This window comes from Pseudomonas sp. MT3, assembly GCF_054720805.1.
The window spans coordinates 33,075-52,119 of sequence record NZ_JBTVPY010000028.1 but is presented as its reverse complement, the minus strand read 5'-3'; the positions used below and the strand labels follow the sequence as shown (position 1 = coordinate 52,119).

Here is a 19,045-nt window from a genome sequence, read left to right as displayed (position 1 = left end):
GCCCCGACAAGAATAATCAGGGCTCCCGGCGGGGTCGCACGAGTCCCGGCCGAGCGCCTGCCAGAAGAGAGCTGCCGCCATGGATACCGCGCGTCCGCGTATCGTCCTCACCCTTTCCCTGCAGACTTCCGGTCTGGTGCTATTGTTCATCGCCCAGTCCCTGGGTGGCTGGCCCTTGTCGTTGTGCCTGTTGCTGGGAGCGGCGCTGCTCTGGGTGCCCTGGTTCCTCCACTGGTACTCATCCTCGCCCAGCGAGCCGGCGACGCTGCCGGACATCGCCGAGCTGACCCGCGAACTGTCGCGGGGGACCAGCCGCAACGCGCTGTCCGCCGCGGGTGTGTCCTATTCGGTGCAGCGGCTGGTGGAGAAGCTCGAATCCCAACTGGTGGCCGCCGAGCAGATCGTCGGCAGCGCCGAAGTGATGATCCATACCGAGCGCGCCACTTCCAGTCTGGCCCGCCAGGCGAAGGAGGCTGCGACGCGCGCGCGGGCCGGCAGCGACCAGGGACGTGGCGAATTGCAGGCGGCCATCGATTGCATGCATCAACTCAGCGAGCGTGCCAATGCCAGCCGGGCGCTGATCGAGACCCTGAACCAGCGCAGCGAGGACATCCAGCGGGTAACCCAGGTGATCCAGTCCATTGCCAGCCAGACCAACCTGCTGGCGCTCAACGCCGCCATCGAGGCGGCGCGCGCTGGGGCGCATGGGCGTGGTTTCGCAGTGGTGGCGGAGGAGGTGCGCGGGCTGGCCGGACGCACCGCCGAGGCGACCGATGAAGTGGGGCAGATGGTCGAGGACATCCAGCGCCAGACCAGCGAGGTGGTGGAGCAGATCCGCCAGTTGGCCGACGATCTGGTACAGGGCGTCGGCCAGGTGGAAGGCACCGGGCGGCAGTTGCAGGACATCGCCGGCCTGGCCGCCACGGTGGAAACCCAGATCACCGAGATCGCCGAAGGCGCGGAGATCAACCGCAGCCAGCTGGACAGCCTGTTCGCCGCCGTCGAGCAGGTGCGTGGCGACCTGCGCGTGAGCGACGAGCAGACCCATCGCCTGGCGGAAGCGGCGGTGCAGCTGGAAACCCAGGCCGAGATGGTCAGCGAGCGCCTGGCCCAGGTCGCCCTGGACGATTATCACCAGCGCGCCTATGACCTGGCCCGTGAAGGCGCGCAGGCCATCGCCGCGCGTTTCGAGACGGACCTCGATGCGGGCCGCATCGGGCTCGACGACCTGTTCGACCGCGATTACCAGCCGCTTCCCGGCACCCGTCCGCAGAAGTACCGCACGCGCTTCGACCGCTATACCGACGAAGTCCTGCCGCGCATCCAGGAGAACCTGTTGCAGCGTCACGAAGGGCTGGTCTTCGCGATTGCCTGCACCGCCGAAGGCTACGTGCCCACGCACAACCAGGCGTTCAATCATCCGTCGAGCGGCGACCTGCAGGTCGACATGCTCAAGAGCCGAAGCAAGCGCTTGTTCAACGATCGCACCGGCCTGCGCTGCGGCAGCCATAGCCAGCCGATGCTGTTGCAGACCTACTGCCGCGACACCGGCGAGCTGATGCATGACCTGTCGGTGCCGATCTTCATCGGCGGCCGGCAGTGGGGTGGCCTACGCCTGGGCTATCGCCCGGAGGCTTGAGCGTGTGCTGCGCTTTGGCATGTCTGCGTTAAGGCGGGCGCCCCCGGAGGGTTGCCTGTGGCAGATGACGGGGCCTGTGCCAGGCTCGGTTTCTACCGAACTGCCGAGTTGGAGCCCCGTGCGGGGGGCGGCTTGCCGTGTAGGAGCGAGCTTGCTCGCGAACCGCCCAAACAATCGGAGTCATCGGTAAACACCGTTCGCGAGCAGGCTCGCTCCTACGAGACAGAGAGATCCTGCGCAGACGAAAAAAAGCCGCGCAGGAGTAGGCGCGGCTTTGAAACGGGCGCCCGGGAAGCACCCGCGAAAGCGCCTCAGTGATGCCCGCAGAGGGCATCCCGGCCATGTTCGCCCAGGATGTTGAACAGAATGTTCAGCACCACGGCCCAGATCGAGGTCATGGCGATGCCGCTGTGGGTGATCGGCTCCATCCACTGGGGCAGGGCGGCGAAGAAGTCCGGGCGGACCACCGGGACCATGCCCATGCCGATGCTCACCGCCACCAGCAGCTGGTTGCGGCGGTCAACGATATCCGCTTCATGCAGGATGCGGATGCCGCTGGCGGCGACCATGCCGAACATGGCGATACCGGCGCCACCCAGCACCGCCGGCGGAATCGAGGCGACCAGGAAGGCGGCCTTGGGCAGCAGGCTCAGGATGATCAGGAAGACGGCGGCGGCCGCGGTGACGTAGCGGCTGCGCACCCCGGTCATCTGCACCAGGCCGATGTTCTGGGCGAACGAGGAGTGGGTGAAGGTGTTCATGAAGCCGGCGAAGAACGACGCGCTGGCGTCGCACAGCAGGCCGCGGCGCAGGCGGTTGGGGCAGATCTCGGTTTCGGTGACCTTGCCCAGGGCGAGGAACATGCCGGTGGACTCGACGAAGATGATCACCACCACCAGGCACATGGAGAGCACGGGGGCCAGGTGGAACTCCGGCGTGCCGAAGTGCAGCGGGGTGACCACGTCGAACCAGGGGCGCTGTTCGATGCCGTCCAGGCTGACCATGCCCATGCTGGCGCCGATGATGTAGCCCAGCAGCATGCCGATCAGTACCGAGACGTTGACCCAGAAGCCTTTCAGGAAGCGGTTGATCAGCAGGATCACCGCCAGCACGAAGGAGGACAGGCCGAGGTATTCGAGCGCGCCGAAGTTGGCCGCGCCTTCGCCGCCACCGGCCCAGTTGATCGCCACCGGGAACAGGCACATGCCGATGGAGGTGATCACGGTACCGGTCACCAGCGGCGGGAAGAAGCGCACGATACGGCTCATGAACGGCGCGATGATCATGCCGAAGAAACCGCCGGCGATGGTCGCGCCGAAGATGCCGTTGAGGCCCACGCCGGGCATGCCGGCCATAGCGACCATGCTGCCCACGGCGGCGAAGCTGGCACCCATCATCACCGGCATGCGGATGCCCACCGGACCGATGCCGAGGGATTGTACGAGCGTGGCGATACCGGCGACCAGCAGGTCGGCGTTGATCAGGAAGGCGATTTCTTCACGGGAGAGACCGGCGGCCTGGCCGACGATCAGGGGAACGGCGACGGCGCCGCCATACATCAGGAGAACGTGCTGGAACCCGACCAGCAGCAGCTGCAGCAAGGGCAAACGCTGATCGACAGGCGAGCCGGGAATGCGGCGTTCAGATACCACGGACATGCAACACCTCGGTTTTTATTGTTGTCAGTCACAGGCTGCCGGACGGGCGCGGCAGCTGGGAGATACTGGCCATCATTCACCCCCGGGGCCGAGCGGGTGAAGCGGTGCGGCACTTTATACTTGCGATATGTATTAGGTTCAATCGATTTTTGTATACAACTCATCGGTCACGTTCTGTCTCGGTGGTGTTGGATGCCTCTAGGTCGCGTGTTTCCTGGCTTCGCGATTTATGTAGCCATTGGTCGAGTGGACTACATTTTTTGCTTTATTGGCTTTTCGTAGGAGCGAGCTTGCTCGCGAACCGGGCCGCAGCCTATTGATCCGGCGTGCACTGATGGTTTGTTCGCGAGCAAGCTCGCTCCTACAGGTTTGCTTTATTCGCAGGCATAAAAAAACCGCACCCGAAGGTGCGGTTTTCCTGGCCGTGCCGCAGGCTCAATTAACCTGGGCACCCTTGGCGATCCAGTCGCCAACGAGCTTGCGCTCTTCCGGGGTCATCTGGGTGATGTTGCCCAGCGGCATCACCTGCGAAGCCACGGCCTGCGCCTGGATGCGCGGGGCGAGCTGCTGGATCTGCTGCGGGGTGTCGAACATCACGCCAGCCGGAGCGGCACTGAACATGTTGCTGGTCGGCTTGGACGAGTGGCAGACAGTGCAGCGTTCCTGGATCACGTGGTGGACCTTGTCGAAGCCGGCATCGACGCCCGTGGAGGCTTGCGCCTGGGCGGGAGCCTGCTCGGCAATGGCGGGTTTCGCGGCGTCATCCTTGGCGCGCTCGGCCGGGGTCTTGCCACCGATGGCGGTTTCCGGCAGCGGCTGGTACTCCACCTTCGCAGGCTGGGCGCTGGCGGCGCTGTCGCTGCTGGGGAGGTTCGGGCCGGTGACAAAGGCCAGGGCGATCATGCCGACGGCGCCGGCGGGCAGGGCCCAGGCCATGCCGTTGCCTTCGTGGCGGGTGTTGAAGTAGTGGCGCACGATCACTGCCAGACCCGCGATGCCCGCCAGGATCAGCCAGTTGTACTGGCTGCCGTAGGTGCTCGGGAAGTGGTTGCTGATCATGATGAACAGCACCGGCAGGGTGAAGTAGTTGTTGTGGCGCGAACGCAGCAGGCCCTTGGCCGGCAGCACCGGGTCGGGCTGGCGGTTTTCCTCGATGGCCTTAACCAGCGCGCGCTGGGCCGGCATGATCACGCGGAATACGTTACCCACCATGATGGTGCCGATGATGGCGCCCACGTGCAGGTATGCGCCGCGGCCGCTGAACACCTGGCTGAGCAGGTAGGCGGCGAGGACGATCAGGGCGAACAGGATGGCGCCGAGCAGGGCAGGGGTCTTGCCCAGCGGGGAGTCGCACAGGGTGCTGTAGATGAACCAGCCGGCGATCAGCGAGCCGATGCCGATGGCGATGGCGGCGGCCGGGGCCAGGTCACTGCCCGGAGCGATCAGGTACAGGGTCGGGTTCAGGTAGAACACGATGGTCAGCAGGCAGACGCCCGAGAGCCAGGTGGAGTAGGCCTCCCATTTGAACCAGTGCAGGTTGTCCGGCATTTTCGGCGGGGCGAGCTTGTACTTCTCCAGGTGGTAGATACCGCCACCGTGGATCGCCCATAGATCACCGGAGAGCCCTTCGCGCGGGTTGGCGCGATTGAGGTTGTTTTCCAGCCAGACGAAATAGAACGAGGCACCGATCCAGGCGATACCGACGATCATGTGTACCCAGCGAACCAGCAGGTTCGCCCATTCGATGAGATGTGCTTCCACTGTTATTACCTCTTGCCCGGACGCCGCCGTCGCGGTGAATGGGCCACTCTTATTAGTTTAGTTGGGGGTCGAGGAGGAGCTGTTCGTCCTCGGTGAAGAAATGCTCGTCGCAGTTGTTGCCAGAACCGCTGCGATCGACCACCAGGAAGTCATCCCGCTTTTCGATCGTCAGCACCGGGTGGTGCCAGACGCCGCGGTGGTAATTGACGCCCTGCTTGCCGTTGGACAGGAAAGCGCGGACGAGGCCCGATACAGGTACGTCGCCAACCGGCGCGACCACGATCAGAAATTGGTTGCCGAGCAGCGGAATGAACGCCTGGCTGCCCAGCGGATGGCGCTCCAGCATGCGGATGCGCAACGGCATCTCCAGGGATTCGGCGCTGAAGATGCTGATGATAGCCTTGTCATCGGGCTGCGCCGTTTCGACGGTGGCGAGCTTGTGATAACGGCAGGTGGAACCGTTGTTGATCATGAAGAAGTCGCTGCCTTCGGTTTCGATGACATCACCGAACGGTGCGAAGGCTTCCTTAGTCAACGGCTCGATCTTCAGGGTACGCATGGCTGGTCTTCTTATCTCGTTGTTCGCATGGGCCCCTTCGTACGGAAGGGGAGTGAAGGTCCGCTCGCTCAGAGCTGCTGCAGGCGGAACATCGCGATCTTGTTGATCTCCGCCAGGGCGGTCTGGAACTCCTGCTCCGGCGTGTTGTGGATGCGCTCTTCGAACGCGGCCAGGATCTGGTGACGGTTGCTGCCCTTCACCGCCTTGATGAAGGGGAAGCCGAACTTGGCCTTGTAGGCGTCGTTGAGTTCGGTGAAACGGGCGAACTCCTCGGCGGTGCAGTCCTGGATGCCGGCGCCGGCCTGTTCGGCGGTGCTCGATGCGGTCAGTTCGCCGCGGATCGCGGCCTTGCCGGCGAGGTCCGGGTGGGCGTTGATCAGTGCCAGCTGGGCTTCATGACTGGCGGACAGGAGGATGTCGGCCATGCGCTGCTGCAGCAGCTCGATGTCGTTCAGGCTGTCGTCGACGCCCAGGTCATAGGCCTTCTCGGCGACCCACGGGGAGTGCTCGTAGATGTCGGCGAAGGTGGCGACGAACGCGGCGCGGTCGAGGCTGGCCGGAGTCAGGGTCTGGAAACGGCTCATGCCTGGTTCTCCTGGGCTTTGAACGGGTGGTTCTCGTGCCAGTGCTTGGCGATGTCGACACGGCGGGTGATCCACACCTTCTCGTGACCCTTAACGTACTGGATGAAGCGCTCCAGCGAGGCCATACGCGCCGGACGGCCCAGCAGGCGGCAGTGCATGCCGATGGAAAGCATCTTCGGCGCGCCCTCGGCACCCTCGGCGTAGAGCACGTCGAAGGCATCCTTGAGGTATTCGAAGAAGTCGTCGCCCTTGTTGAAGCCCTGCACCTGGGTGAAGCGCATGTCGTTGGTGTCCAGGGTGTAGGGGATCACCAGGTGCGGCTTCTCGGCGGTGCTCGCCGGGTCCCAGTAGGGCAGGTCGTCGTCGTAGGTGTCGGAGTCGTAGAGGAAGTTGCCGTCCTCGCGGACGATGCGTCGGGTGTTCGGGCCCAGGCGGCCGGTGTACCAGCCCTGCGGGCGCTGGCCGGTCAGTTCGGTGAGGATGCGCACGGCCTCGAACATGTGCTCGCGCTCCTGTTCCGGATCCATGTACTGGTAGTCGATCCAGCGGTAGCCGTGGCTGCAGATCTCGTGGCCGTCGGCGACCATCTGGCGGATCGCCTCGGGGTGGCGCTGGGCGGCCATCGCCACGGCGAAGATGGTCATCGGCAGGTCGTATTTCTTGAACAGCTTGAGCAGGCGCCATACGCCAGCGCGGCTACCGTATTCGTACAGCGACTCCATGCACATGTTGCGCTCGCCCTTGAGCGGCTGTGCGGCCACCATCTCGGAGAGGAAGGCTTCGGATTCCTTGTCTCCGTGCAGGATGCAACGCTCGCCGCCTTCCTCGTAGTTGAGGACGAAGGAGAGAGCGATGCGGGCATCGTTCGGCCAATGCGGATGGGGGATGTTGTTGCCGTAACCGATCAGGTCGCGTGGGTAGTCGGCGCTCACTGCAGTGTTCCTTCTTGTGGTTGGCGGTCTGCGCGGAGTCGGTGGACCGGGCGCTGCCGTTGATGGGTGCATTGTATACAAAATGTTTGGCGATCTGTAAATACAATCCGCACAACGGTCATTTCTCTTCCGTATACGCGCGGGAGTCGCCGCAAGAACCCCGCCTGACCACGTTCCATGCTGTCTGCGACGCCCATTCTCAGGCATTTGGTACACCCGTGCAGGCGGCTGTCCTGGTGGCTTTTTGCAAGGTTGAATTACTTTTTTGTATACAATTGAACGCGTCGCTGGGTATATTCGATTCCGCACAAACGCACTTGCCGGCTGTCCGTGCGGCAGCCCGCCGAATTTGAATCAACGAGACAGAGGAGGAAGGTGTCCGCCGGCGGCGCCGGAGACATCGATAAGCCAATGGGACGCTTGACCACTCACGTACTGGATTCCGCCCACGGCTGCCCTGGCCACGGCATCAAGATCGAGCTGTACCGCGTCGAAGGCCAGCAGCTGGAGTTGATCACCACCCGTGTGACCAATGACGACGGCCGTGTCGACGAGCCGCTGCTGCAGGGCGACGATTTACGCGCCGGCGTCTACCAGTTGCTGTTCAATGCCGGCGATTACTACCGCGCCCGTGGTGTGGAACTGCCGACCCCGGCCTTCCTCGACCAGGTTGTACTGCGCTTCGGCATCGCTTCCGAGAAAGATCACTACCATGTGCCGCTGCTGATTTCGCCTTACAGCTATTCCACCTATCGCGGCAGCTAGCAGGCGCTTCTTCGACGGCCTGCCGCCGGCCCGGACATTACCCCCGACTCTTCGTGGAGTCTCCTTCAGCCCGCCGATTGGCGGGCTTTTTTATCCTCCTCCTGAGTACGTCTGCCTCATGGTTGGCGCACCGTTGCCTGCGCGGTCGCTGCCCGGGGCATAGCCATCTATTCTTTCTGTCCTGAGTATTCGATGGAGTTCTGGATGAGCAGGATCCTGATCGCCGACGCGCAGCCGGTGACCCGGCACGCGATCCGGCTATTGATGGAAGCAGATGGCCATGAGGTGGTGGGCGAAGCCGACAATGGCCCGAAGACATTGCAACTCGCGCGCTCCCTGCGCCCCGATCTGACCATCCTCGAACTTTCCATTCCCGGTCTGGGCGGGCTCGAAGTGCTCCAGCGCCTGATTGCCGCCGAGCCGGATGCGCGAGTGCTGGTGCTGACCACCCAGGATTCCGAGTACTTCGCCGGGCGCTGCCTGCAGACGGGCGCCGGTGGCTTCGTCAGCAAGCAGGACGATCCCCTGAATCTGCGGCGTGCGACGAACGCCATACTGCGGGGGCACAGCTATTTCCCGGATGGCGCACTGACTGGCGCCGCCCCCGCGCTGGTGGGCTGCCAGCAGCCGTCGCTTTCCGCGCGCGAGGTTTCGGTCCTGCAACTGCTCGCCCGTGGCTTCAGCAACATCGCCATCGCCGAGCAACTGGCGATCAGCGACAAGACCGTCAGCACCTACAAGGCGCGTCTGCTGCAGAAGCTGCACGCATCATCGCTGGTGGAGCTGATCGACATCGCCCGCCGCAATGACCTGTTGGGCTCGTCCAGCGGCGACGCGAAAGCCGCTGACCTCGACCCCGGACAGGGCGAGCAGCTCGAACTGCTGCAGAAGATGATCGACGCCGTGCCCGGAACCCTTGCGGTGCGCGATATCGACGGGCGAGTGATGATCTGCAACCAGGCCTTCCTCGAGATCTCGGGATTGTCCAGCGACGAGGTCATCGGTAGCCGCTACGCCGATATCATGACCTATTCGCTGGAGGATGCCCGGGCGGTTCAGGGCAACTACCTGCAAGCGGTTGCGCAGAACGCGCCGATGACCTTCGAGCGGGTATTTACCGACAAGCGCGATGGACGTCGGGTGCTGACGCTATGGGCCAAGCCTCTGCATGACGCGGGTGGGCGACTGATAGGCATGCTGTGCGGATCGCAGAACCAGACCGAGCGCGATGGTCTGCTGCGCGAGTTGCGCGATACCTCCCGGCGCATGGAAGCCGGGAATCGTGTCAGGGATGCCTTCATACAAGCCATGAGCCGGGAAGTGGGCGCGGTATTTCGCGGGATCTCGGCGATGATCGATCTGACGCTGTCGCAACCGCGCATCGGCGACGCCCAGCGCGAGCCGTTGAAAGTGGCCCATGAGATGACGGCAAGTCTGAGCAGCGTGTTCGCCGATCTGCAGGACTTCGGCCTGTTGCAGGCCGGAAGGCTGACCCTGGATCCGCAGCCCCATGACCTGCGCGAGCTGGCCGAGAGCTGTATTGCCGGGCAACGGGATCAGGCCCAGGCCAGGGGACTGGCGCTGGAGCTGCAGTGTGGCCGGTTGCAGGAGCCCAGGGTGTGGGTGGATGCCGGGCGACTGCGCCAGGTGCTGGACAACCTCCTCGGCAATGCCGTGAAGTTCACCGACGACGGCGGCGTGTTGATGCGCCTGAGTGCGGTGGCGGGGGGCAAGGGGCAGGTCGAGGTCATGCTGGCCGTGGAGGACAGCGGCCCCGGCATCGACGATGGAGAGCTGGAGCGGCTGTTCGAGCCATTCCGCCAGTTGCCGGACGCCGGGCACATTCTGCGCGGCGGCTCGGGCCTTGGCCTGACGCTGTGCCGCATGTTGCTTGAACTGATGCACGGCAGCATCGAGCTGAAAAGCCATCCCGGCGCGGGTACGCAGGCGCTGGTGCGGTTGTCGTTGCCGGTAGCGGAGGGTTGATGCGGATGTCGAAGTCTGTGGTGATTCCGGGAGGCCGCGGGTGAGCAGGATCCTGATTGTCGATCCGGAGCCGGTAATCCGGCATGCGATCCGTCTGCTGATGGAAGCGGAAGGGCATGAAGTCGTGGGCGAAACCGACAGCGGTCCGCAGGCGCTGCAACTGGCGCGCAGGCTGTTGCCCGACCTGGTGGTGATGGAGCTTTCCATTCACGGGCTGGGAGGGCTGGAAGTGATCCAGCGCCTGGTTGCGATGGAGCTGGGCTGCAGGATTCTGGTGCTGACGGCCCAGAATTCGGAGTATTTCGCCGGCCGCTGCCTGCAGTCTGGGGCGCGGGGTTTCGTCAGCAAGCAGCAGGACCCGCGTGAACTGAAGGCCGCCGTACATGCCCTGCTCGCCGGTCAGAACTATTTCCCCAGCCACATACTACTTGGCGCAAGCCAGCATAGCGCGGTGCTGCAGGACCTGTCGGTACGCGAACTGGCGGTGTTGCAACTGCTGGCGCGCGGGTTCAGCAACGTCGCGATCAGTGAACAGCTGGTGATCAGCGACAAGACCGTGAGCACCTACAAGGTCCGCCTGATGCAGAAACTGCGTGCGGCGTCGCTGGTGGAACTGATCGACATCGCCCGGCAGCAGGGGCTGGTCGAAGCCACCGGGAGCGAGCCGGCGCCTCAGGCTGGCGGCCCGGGGCTGAAACAGCGGGAAAGGCTCGAAATCCTGCAGAAACTGATCGATGCCATGCCGACTCCGCTCACCCTGCGCGACCCCGAAGGGCGGCTGATGGTCTGCAACCAGGTCTACTTGGATTCGATCGATATGCCGCGCGAAGAGGTGATCGGCAGTCAATTCAGCGAGGTGTCCAGATTCACCGATCCGGAAGACAGGCGGGTCATCCGGGAGGCTTACCTGAAGGCGGTGGCCGAACGGAAACCGCTGTTCATCGATCGCGTGGTGGAAACCAGGGAGGGGCGGCGCACGCTCTCCACCTGGACGAAGCCCATGTTCGACGCCGATGGCTCGTTGCTCGGCATGTTCTCCGGCTCCGAGGATCATACCGAACGGGAAGAGCTGCTGCGCCAGTTGCGTCATTCCAGTCTGCAGGCGCGGTCGACCGAACGCATGCGCAGTCACTTCCGCGGCGCGGTGACGCGCGAGATCGGTGTGGCCTTGCGCGGAATCTCGAAAACGCTGGAGCAGGTACTGGCCGGGACGGAAATCGGCGAGGGGCAGCGTGACCTGCTGACGGCCGTTGGACAGATCGCGGAGAACCTGCAGGGCGTGTTCGCCGACGTGGACGATTTCGTCCAGCTGGATACCGGCACTCTGCTTCTAGAGCCCCGGCGCCATGATCTGCGTGAGCTGATCGACGCCTGCCTGCCGGACTACCGCACCGAGGCTTCGACGAAAGGGCTGGATTTCAAGGTGCGGCTGGAGCGGCTGCAGGCTAAGCCGGTGTGGATCGATGCCCCGCGTCTGCGCCAGGTACTGGACAATCTGATGGGCAATGCCCTCAAGTTCACCGATCGTGGCGAGGTACTGCTGCGCGTCGAGACCAGCGAGAGTGCCGGTGGTCAGGTCGAGTTCGTGCTGGATGTCGAGGATAGTGGCCCGGGGATGGCCGACGAGGAGCTGGCGCACCTGTTCGAGCCGTTCCGCAGGCTGCCCGACTCGGAGCACCTGGTGAGTGGTGGGATCGGTTTCGGCCTGGTGCTGTGCGAAGGGCTGGTGACGCGGATGGGGGGCAGTATCGACGTCAGCAGCGAGCAGGGCGTCGGCACAAAAGTGCGTGTGCGCCTGCTGCTGCCCGTTGCCAGTGACTGAGCCTCGGCGGCTCGGCAGGGAAGCTCCGTCTGCGGCGGCGAACAGTGCGGCGTTGCTGTAGAGCAGCCAGGTATCCGGGATCATCGACGGTGTTTCGCCGAAAGTGAAAGCCCCGGCGCAGTTGCGCCGGGGCCCCAGGGTCTTACAGGAAGATGAACTTGGCCACGAAGATGGCGCACAGCGCATACAGGCTGACGGTAACGTCCTTGTGGCGGCCGGTGAAGACCTTCATCGCCACGTAGGTCACGAAGCCCAGGGCGATGCCGTCGGCGACCGAGAAGGTCAGCGGCATCATGATCACGGTAACGATGGCCGGAATGGTTTCGGTGTGCTCGTTCCAGTCGATGTGGGCCATGCCGCCCATCATCAGCATGGCGACATAGATCAGCGCGCCGGCGGTGGCGTAGGCGGGGATCATGCCGGCCAGCGGAGCGAAGAACATCGCGGCGACGAACAGCAGGCCCACCACCACGGCGGTCAGGCCGGTACGGCCACCGGCGGCGACGCCCGCGGCGCTTTCCACGTAGCTGGTCACCGGCGGTACGCCGAGCACCGCGCCGAAGGCGCTGGAGGTGCTGTCGGCCTTCATCGCCTTGGACAGGTTCTCGATGCGGCCGTCCTCACGTACCAGGTGCGCACGCTGGGCCACCCCCATCAGGGTGCCGGCGGTGTCGAACATGTGCACGAAGAGGAACGCCAGGATCACGCTGATCATGGTCACGTTGAAGGCACCGGTGATGTCCATCGCCATGAAGGTCGGCGCCAGGCTCGGGGGCATGGAGAACACGCCGCCGAACTGGACGATGCCCAGGGCGATGCCGGCCACGGTGACGGTGAGGATGCTGATCAGGATGCCGCCGAACACGCGACGGTACTCCAGCACCGCGATCATCAGGAAGCAGAGGGCGGCCAGCAGCGGCCCGGGGCTGGTCAGGTCACCCAGGTGTACCAGGGTGGCGGGGCTGGCGACCACGATACCGGCGGTCTTCAGGCCGATCAGCCCGAGGAACAGGCCGACGCCGGCGCCCATCGCGAAGCGCAGGCTCACCGGGATGCTGTTGAGCAGCCATTCGCGCACGCGGGAGAAGGTCAGGATCATGAAGGCGATGCCGGAGATGAACACCGCGCCCAGCGCGATCTCCCAGCTGTAGTTCATGGTCTTGACCACGGTGTAGGTGAAGAAGGCGTTGAGGCCCATGCCCGGCGCCAGGCCCACCGGCCAGTTGGCGTACAGGCCCATCAGGAAGCAGCCGAGCGCCGCGGCAAGGCAAGTCGCGACGAATGCGGCGCCGTGGTCGATGCCGGCGTCGGCCATGATGTTGGGGTTGACGAAGATGATGTACGCCATGGTGATGAAGGTCGTGAGGCCCGCGGCGAGTTCGGTCTTCACGGTGGTGCCATGCTGGCTGAGCTTGAACAGACGTTCGAGCAGGCCGGTAGCAGGCGGGCTTGAAGCAAAGGCTTGTTGTTCTTGTTTGGTGCTTTCCACAGCGGTACTCCTCAACGCTCTTGTTGTTGGTCCCTTGCCGTCGGCTGGTTCACCTGCGTCCCTTGCGCAAACGGAAAGAGTTGTGAGGGTGTGATTTGTTGACTCTTAGGTCAGGAAGTCACGCCGCGATTATGCAGTTGTGTACAAAAAGTTCAAATAATGTTTGGTGCATTTTTGAAAGATTTTTACAAGCAAAGGCATGGATTGGTCGCAGGATGGTGCCGGAACCCCTTCCTATTGGCGCCAATCGTGACTCGCTTGGGACGGCTGCACGATGCTGGCCATTTTGTGTACACTGTTGCCCAATACCTGGCCGACGCCAGCTCTCCGCTCGCTCCAACGGATTTCGCGCCGGCCCCACGCCGGCTGATCAGGGTTCGACACCAATGACCGACCAGTTGCAACAGATCAGGAAGCAGCCGCGCAATGGCAAGAGCCGCAGCGGTACTCAGGACGAGATCGTCTACGCGCACATCTTCGATGCGATCCTTGAGCAGCGCCTCGCTCCCGGCACCAAGCTGAGCGAAGAGGCTCTCGGCGAAATCTTCGGCGTCAGCCGCACCATCATCCGTCGCGCGCTGTCGCGCCTGGCCCATGAGCAGGTCGTGCTGCTGCGCCCGAACCGTGGCGCGGTGGTGGCGAGCCCGAGCATCGACGAAGCCCGGCAGATCCTCTTTGCCCGCCGCACCGTCGAGCGCGCGATCACCGAGCTGGCCGTGGACAACGCCAGCAGCGATACCCTCGCCGAGCTGCGCGACATGGTGAAACAGGAGCAATCCAGCTTCGCCCGTGGCGACCGTGGCGCCGGCATCCGCCTCTCCGGGGAATTCCACCTCAAGCTCGCCGAGATGGCGAAGAATGCGCCGCTGGTGGTCTTCCAGCGCAGCCTGGTGTCGCAGACCTCGCTGATCATCGCCCAGTACGAAAGCGGCGGTCGCTCGCACTGCTCGTTCGACGAGCACAACGAGATCCTCGACGCCATCGAACGGGGCGACAAGGAAAAGGCCGTGATGCTGATGATGCACCACATGGCGCACATCGATGACAAGCTGAACCTGGACGTGGATGGCGCATCCGGCGACCTGCACGCGGTGTTCTCGCACCTGCTGGCCGGCAAGAAGAAGCCGCGCCGCAGCAAGGCGGATGCCGATTCGGCGGCCTGATCGCCAGGCAGAAAAAAGCCCCGCAAACGCGGGGCTTTTTTCGTTCTGGCGGCGTCAGTTCTTGAATGCCGAGTGCTTGCTGCCCTGGTCGAACGACGCGGCGATCACCAGGATCACGGCGGCAACGAACAGGATCGCGACCACCCCGGCCGTGGAGTGGGTCGGCGACGACGCCACCAGCGACAGCGCACCCAGCGGTGCCAGGCCGCCTGCCACCGCGGTGCCGATCTCGCGGCCGGTACCCACGCCGGAGGAGCGGGTGTGGGTGGGGAACTGGCGGCTGAGGAAGGAGCCCTGCGGAGCGAACATCATCGGCGCGAGGAGGCCGGTGCCGATACCCAGCGCCACGTAGATCCACAGGCTCTCGCCGGTTTCCAGCAGCGCCATGAACGGGTACGCGCAGATCGCCGAGAGTACGCCGCCGGCGATCAGCACCTGCTTGCTGCTGTAACGGTCGCACAGGCGGCCGAACAGTGGCACGGCGAAGATGGCGATGAGGCTGGCGATGGTTACCGACAGCGAGGTGACGTTGGCCGTGACGTGCTTGTACTGGGTCAGATAGGCCAGGGAGAAGGTCTTGAAGATGTAGCTCAGCGCGTTGTAGCCGATGGCCACGAAGAACACCACCAGCAGGCCTTTCAGGTCGTTGCGAAATAGCGCCAGCAGCGGGACTTTCTGCACGCTGTGCTCGTCGTGGCTGACCAGTTCGCCGGCCTTGGCTTCGTGCAGTTCGCTGTATTCCGGGGTTTCCGGGATGCTGCTGCGCACCCACAGGCCCACGCCCACCAGCACGATGCTGGCGATGAACGGGATGCGCCAGCAGCCATCGAGCAGGAACTGGTCGCCATGCAGGGTCAGCGCGTACACGGTGAGGGACGACAGCAGCAGGCCCAGGTTCAGGCCCAGCGCCGGCCAGGCGCCCTGGCTGCCGCGCTTGCCTTCGGAGGCGTGTTCGTAGGAAGTCACCGCGGCGGCGGCCAGTTCGGCGCCGGCGCCCAGGCCCTGGATGATGCGGATCGCCACCAGCAGGATCGGTGCCCAGATGCCGATAGTGTCGTAGTTGGGAATCAGGCCGATCAGCGTGGTGCACACGCCCATCAGCACGAAGGTCACCACCAGCATCTGCTTGCGGCCGAACCTGTCGCCCATGTGGCCGAACAGCATGCCGCCGAAGGGACGGGCGATGAAGCCGATGGCGAAGGTGGAGAATGCCAGCAGCGTCGCGGTTTGCGGGTCGCTCGGGTCGAAGAAGATCTTGGCGAAGACGATCGCCGCCATCGTCGCGTAGAGGTAGAAGTCATACCACTCGAGCATGGAACCGACGATGGTGGCGGCGGCCACCTTGCGCAGACGGGTCTTTTCCTGGGCAGGCGTTTCCCGCAAGGACGCGGGCCTTGTTGCGGTCATCTGTTGTTTTCCTTGTGTGAATGACGAGGTCGGGCGTTGGCTCAGGCCTGTTGCAGCAGGCGGTCGGCGATCATTTCGCCGATGGGGATGGCCGAGGTGGCGGCCGGCGAGGGCGCGTTGCAGACGTGCAACATGCGCGGCGTTTCGAGGAACAGGAAATCATGCACCAGCGTGCCGTCGCGCATCACCGCCTGGGCACGGATGCCGGCCTCGATGGGTTGCAGGTCGTCCAGTTGCAGGGACGGGCAGTACTTGCGGCACTGCTCCAGGTAACCGGCCTTGAACAGCGAGTTCTTCATCTCTGCCAGGCCCGAGCGCAGGTTGGCGCCGATGGTTTTCCAGAAGCCGGGGAAGCGCGCGTACTCCAGTACGTCGGCGAGGTGCGTGGAGAACTTCGGATAACCCTCGCGGGCGAAACCGAGCACCGCGTTGGGGCCGACGGTGACGCTGCCATCGATCATCCGCGTCAGGTGGATGCCGAGGAACGGCAGTTCCGGGTCCGGGATCGGGTAGATCAGGTGCTTGACGATGTCGTTCTTGCTCGCCGGCAGGCGGTAGTACTCGCCGCGGAACGGAATGATCTGATGCTGCGTTTCGATGCCCGCCAGGCGCGCCAGGCGGTCGGACTGCAGGCCGGCGCAGGCCACCAGTTGCCGTGCCGTCCAGCCTTCGTCGCCAGCACGGATGTGGACGTTGTCGCCGCCCTCGCGGATCGCATCGACCTTCACGCCCAGGCGGACTTCGCCACCGCTGCGTTCGATGACTTTCGCCATCGCCTGGCAGACCTGGCGGTAGTCGACGATGCCGGTGGAGGAGAGGAACAGGCCGCCGAGGCCGACGATGTTCGGCTCGCGCTCGCGCAATTCGCCGGCCTCCACGCGCTTGACGTCCAGGCCGTTGAGCTTCGAGCGCTCCAGCAGGGCGTCCATGCGTTGCAGTTCGAGGGCGCTGGACGCCACCAGCAGCTTGCCGCAGACGTCGTAGGCGATGCCGTGCTCGTCGCAGAAGTCCTGGGTGGCCTGGGCGCCACGCTTGCACAGGTCTGCCTTCAGGCTGCCCGGCGCGTAGTAGATGCCGGCGTGTATCACGCCGCTGTTGTGGCCGGTCTGGTGGCGGGCCAGGCTGTCTTCCTTTTCCAGCAGGAGCAGCGACGCACCGGGGCGCACCTGCAGCAGGCGCATGGCCGTGGCCAGGCCGACGATGCCGCCACCGATGATGCAGAAGTCGTAAGTCATTGTTGTTTCTCTTGTACCGCGGTCGGGTTGTCAGACTTTGTTGATCAGGTCAGGTTGTCAGACAAATTCAGCTGGCGGCGATTAAATCAGGTTGTCAGACAAATTTCGAGTCCGACTTACAGATGAATATGTTTCAGTGGGGCAGGGGCGCCAGTTCGATGCCCAGGCGCTTGGCTGAGGCGCGCAGGTGGCTCTCGGCGCTGTTCGCGGCGGCGTCCGCATCGCCGGCGGCGATGGCTTCGTAGAGCGCGCGGTGCTCGTTCTGCGCAGGAGACGAGCCGCCCTTGAGGCCGGCGGAGTTCTCCCAGGCGGTGCGCCGGGTGTGTGCCAACTGGCCGCCGAGGAAGTCGTGGAAGGCCACGAAATAGTCGTTCTTGCAGGCGGCGGCGATGGCCTTGTGGAACTCCACGTCGGCCCCGCCGGAGCGGTCGAAGTCGGCGCGGTGCTCGTCCATCACCTTCAGCGCCTCGGCCATGCGCGCAAGGTCGGCGGCGCTGCGGCGCTGGGCGGCGATGCGGGCGGCCTGAATCTCGATCCACAGGCGCATCTCGAACAGTTGCGCCAGCCCCTGGCCGCCATCGTTGCGGCCAGGCAGACGAAACACCGTACCGCCGGGTGTGCCGGAGATGAACGAACCGCTGCCCCGGCGGCTGACCAGTACGCCGTCGGCCTTGAGCTGCGCCACCGCCTCGCGCACCACCGAACGGCTGACGTTCAGCTGTTCGGAAAGCTGGAATTCCGTGGGCAGGCGCGAACCTGCGGGCAGGCGACCGGAATCGATTTCACGGCGCAGGGAGGCGACCACGCGCTCCACCAGGGAGTCGGGGCGTTCGAGTTCGATCATGGGATTCGTCAGGTTGTCGGACTGGATGGCGCATAGCGTGGCTGATCGACGCGCGCCAGGCAACCGCCGCGTCAGACGCGGCGGGTGCCGTGCAGCCTGTCCGAGGTGCCGGCGGGGGATCATTGCACCGCCACTTGCCGCTCATCCGCGGCGTGCTTGCCGGTGTCGATGCGCGCGATCACCGACATGCCCACGCGCAGCTTCTCGCGCAGCGGCTGGTCGGCGTCGAGGACGATCTTCACCGGGATGCGCTGGACGATCTTGGTGAAGTTGCCGGTGGCGTTGTCCGGAGCGATGGGGGCGAAGCTCAGGCCGGTGGCCGGGGCGATGCTGTCGACGTGGCCGTGCAGGGTTTCGCCGGGGAAGGTGTCGATGCTGATCTCGACGCGCTGCCCGGGCTGCACTTCGGTCAGCTGGGTTTCCTGGAAGTTGCCGACCACGTAGGCGTCCTGCAGCGGCACCACCGCCAGCAGGGCATTGCCCGGCGTGGTGTAGGCGCCCACGCGCACAGCGCGGCGGCCGACCATGCCGTCGAAGGGCGCACGAATCTCGGTGTACGACAGGTTCAGTTGCGCCTGCTGCAATTGCGCCTGGCCACGCTTCAGTGCGCCGAGGGCTTCGGCCTGCTGGGCCAGCAGGACGTCGAGCTGCTTGCGCGCGGCGAGGGCGGCGGCCTTGTCCTTGTCCAGCACGGCCCTGGCCGAGTCGATGCGGGAGCGCGCCTGCTGGGCGTTCTGCAGGGTACCGGCGCCCCGGCTGACGAGGTGCTCGTAACGCTTGAGCTCCTGCGAGGCGAAGACCAGCGCGGCCTGGTCGGCCTGTACCTGGGCGGCGCTCTGGGCGATCACCGCCTGCTGGCGTTCGAGGTCGGCGGCGACATGATGATGGCGCGCCTCGGCAGCCAGCACGTCGGCCTCGGCGGCCTCCAGCGCGGCACGGTAGTCGCGGGCGTCGATGCGCGCCAGGACCTGGCCGGCCTTCACCGATTGGTTGTCTTCCACCAGCACTTCTGCGATGAAGCCGGCGACCTTCGGCGCCACCAGGGTGAAATCGGCATGGACGTAGGCGTCGTCGGTGCTCTGCTCGCGGGCGGGACCCAGCAGGCGCAGCAGCAGGTAGACGACCAGGGCGAACAGCAGCACGGCGACCAGGGCCAGGCTGCCGCGACGGGAGTTCAGTTTCGACATGGGCAGACCTTCGG

At 64.7% G+C, this 19,045-nt stretch carries 15 protein-coding genes and 2 pseudogenes; 7 read left to right on the top strand and 10 right to left on the bottom strand.

What is annotated here, in order from left to right:
- Window positions 1–79 precede the first annotated feature (79 nt).
- Window positions 80–1,639, top strand: a complete 1,560-nt coding sequence (locus ACYCAX_RS23290) for a methyl-accepting chemotaxis protein (RefSeq protein WP_460248936.1) — start codon at window positions 80–82, stop codon at window positions 1,637–1,639.
- Window positions 1,640–1,950: 311 nt separating this feature from the next.
- On the opposite strand, the gene ACYCAX_RS23285 is transcribed toward ACYCAX_RS23290, so the two are convergent.
- The 5 genes from ACYCAX_RS23285 to puuE all read right to left on the bottom strand — a co-directional run bounded on the left by ACYCAX_RS23285 (window position 1,951) and on the right by puuE (window position 7,133).
- Window positions 1,951–3,297, bottom strand: coding sequence for a nucleobase:cation symporter-2 family protein (locus tag ACYCAX_RS23285; RefSeq protein ID WP_015477809.1), 1,347 nt, complete (start codon window positions 3,295–3,297; stop codon window positions 1,951–1,953).
- A gap of 435 nt (window positions 3,298–3,732) precedes the next feature.
- A complete protein-coding gene (locus ACYCAX_RS23280; protein ID WP_460248935.1) occupies window positions 3,733–5,058 on the bottom strand; it encodes a urate hydroxylase PuuD in 1,326 nt (441 codons plus the stop codon).
- A 52-nt stretch (window positions 5,059–5,110) separates the two neighbouring features.
- Window positions 5,111–5,617, bottom strand: coding sequence for an ureidoglycolate lyase (locus ACYCAX_RS23275; protein ID WP_460248934.1), 507 nt, complete (start codon window positions 5,615–5,617; stop codon window positions 5,111–5,113).
- Between the two features lie 68 nt (window positions 5,618–5,685).
- Window positions 5,686–6,201 (bottom strand): 2-oxo-4-hydroxy-4-carboxy-5-ureidoimidazoline decarboxylase, encoded by a 516-nt coding sequence (gene uraD / locus ACYCAX_RS23270; RefSeq protein WP_015477806.1) that lies wholly within the window; start codon window positions 6,199–6,201, stop codon window positions 5,686–5,688.
- Window positions 6,198–7,133, bottom strand: coding sequence for an allantoinase PuuE (puuE, locus tag ACYCAX_RS23265; RefSeq protein WP_015477805.1), 936 nt, complete (start codon window positions 7,131–7,133; stop codon window positions 6,198–6,200). The genes uraD and puuE overlap by 4 nt, the downstream gene beginning before the upstream one ends.
- A gap of 411 nt (window positions 7,134–7,544) precedes the next feature.
- On the opposite strand from puuE, the gene uraH reads away from it, so the two are divergent.
- The 5 genes and pseudogenes from uraH to ACYCAX_RS23240 all read left to right on the top strand — a co-directional run bounded on the left by uraH (window position 7,545) and on the right by ACYCAX_RS23240 (window position 11,706).
- Window positions 7,545–7,898, top strand: coding sequence for a hydroxyisourate hydrolase (gene uraH, locus ACYCAX_RS23260; protein WP_015477804.1), 354 nt, complete (start codon window positions 7,545–7,547; stop codon window positions 7,896–7,898).
- Between the two features lie 204 nt (window positions 7,899–8,102).
- Window positions 8,103–8,714: pseudogene (locus ACYCAX_RS23255) on the top strand (response regulator); the annotation flags it as partial.
- On the top strand, window positions 8,712–9,884 hold the full coding sequence (locus tag ACYCAX_RS23250) for a PAS domain-containing sensor histidine kinase (RefSeq protein ID WP_460248950.1): 1,173 nt from the start codon (window positions 8,712–8,714) through the stop codon (window positions 9,882–9,884). The pseudogene ACYCAX_RS23255 and the gene ACYCAX_RS23250, both read left to right, overlap by 3 nt.
- A 40-nt stretch (window positions 9,885–9,924) precedes the next feature.
- Window positions 9,925–10,530, top strand: a pseudogene (locus ACYCAX_RS23245) (response regulator); the annotation flags it as partial.
- Window positions 10,507–11,706 (top strand): sensor histidine kinase, encoded by a 1,200-nt coding sequence (locus ACYCAX_RS23240; RefSeq protein WP_460248949.1) that lies wholly within the window; start codon window positions 10,507–10,509, stop codon window positions 11,704–11,706. The pseudogene ACYCAX_RS23245 and the gene ACYCAX_RS23240, both read left to right, overlap by 24 nt.
- A 142-nt stretch (window positions 11,707–11,848) precedes the next feature.
- Here ACYCAX_RS23240 and ACYCAX_RS23235 read toward each other — a convergent pair whose 3' ends face one another.
- Window positions 11,849–13,195 carry an NCS2 family permease gene (locus ACYCAX_RS23235; protein WP_015477801.1) on the bottom strand — a complete coding sequence of 449 codons (1,347 nt, stop codon included), beginning with the start codon at window positions 13,193–13,195 and terminating at the stop codon, window positions 11,849–11,851.
- A 386-nt stretch (window positions 13,196–13,581) separates the two neighbouring features.
- On the opposite strand from ACYCAX_RS23235, the gene ACYCAX_RS23230 reads away from it, so the two are divergent.
- Complete coding sequence (locus tag ACYCAX_RS23230) at window positions 13,582–14,358, top strand: GntR family transcriptional regulator (protein WP_015477800.1); 777 nt, start codon at window positions 13,582–13,584, stop codon at window positions 14,356–14,358.
- 54 nt (window positions 14,359–14,412) lie between these two features.
- Here the strand turns inward: ACYCAX_RS23230 and ACYCAX_RS23225 are convergent, their stop codons facing one another.
- From ACYCAX_RS23225 to ACYCAX_RS23210, 4 genes are all read right to left on the bottom strand, one after another.
- A complete protein-coding gene (locus ACYCAX_RS23225) occupies window positions 14,413–15,765 on the bottom strand; it encodes an MFS transporter (RefSeq protein WP_460248932.1) in 1,353 nt (450 codons plus the stop codon).
- Window positions 15,766–15,806: 41 nt separating this feature from the next.
- Window positions 15,807–17,000: an L-2-hydroxyglutarate oxidase gene (gene lhgO / locus ACYCAX_RS23220; RefSeq protein WP_015477798.1), complete on the bottom strand. Its 1,194-nt coding sequence runs from the start codon at window positions 16,998–17,000 to the stop codon at window positions 15,807–15,809.
- A gap of 133 nt (window positions 17,001–17,133) precedes the next feature.
- Entirely contained in the window at window positions 17,134–17,844 is a 711-nt protein-coding gene (locus ACYCAX_RS23215) for a FadR/GntR family transcriptional regulator (RefSeq protein ID WP_294974632.1), read from the bottom strand.
- Window positions 17,845–17,963: 119 nt separating this feature from the next.
- Complete coding sequence (locus ACYCAX_RS23210; protein ID WP_460248931.1) at window positions 17,964–19,031, bottom strand: HlyD family secretion protein; 1,068 nt, start codon at window positions 19,029–19,031, stop codon at window positions 17,964–17,966.
- Between the last annotated feature and the right edge of the window lie 14 nt (window positions 19,032–19,045).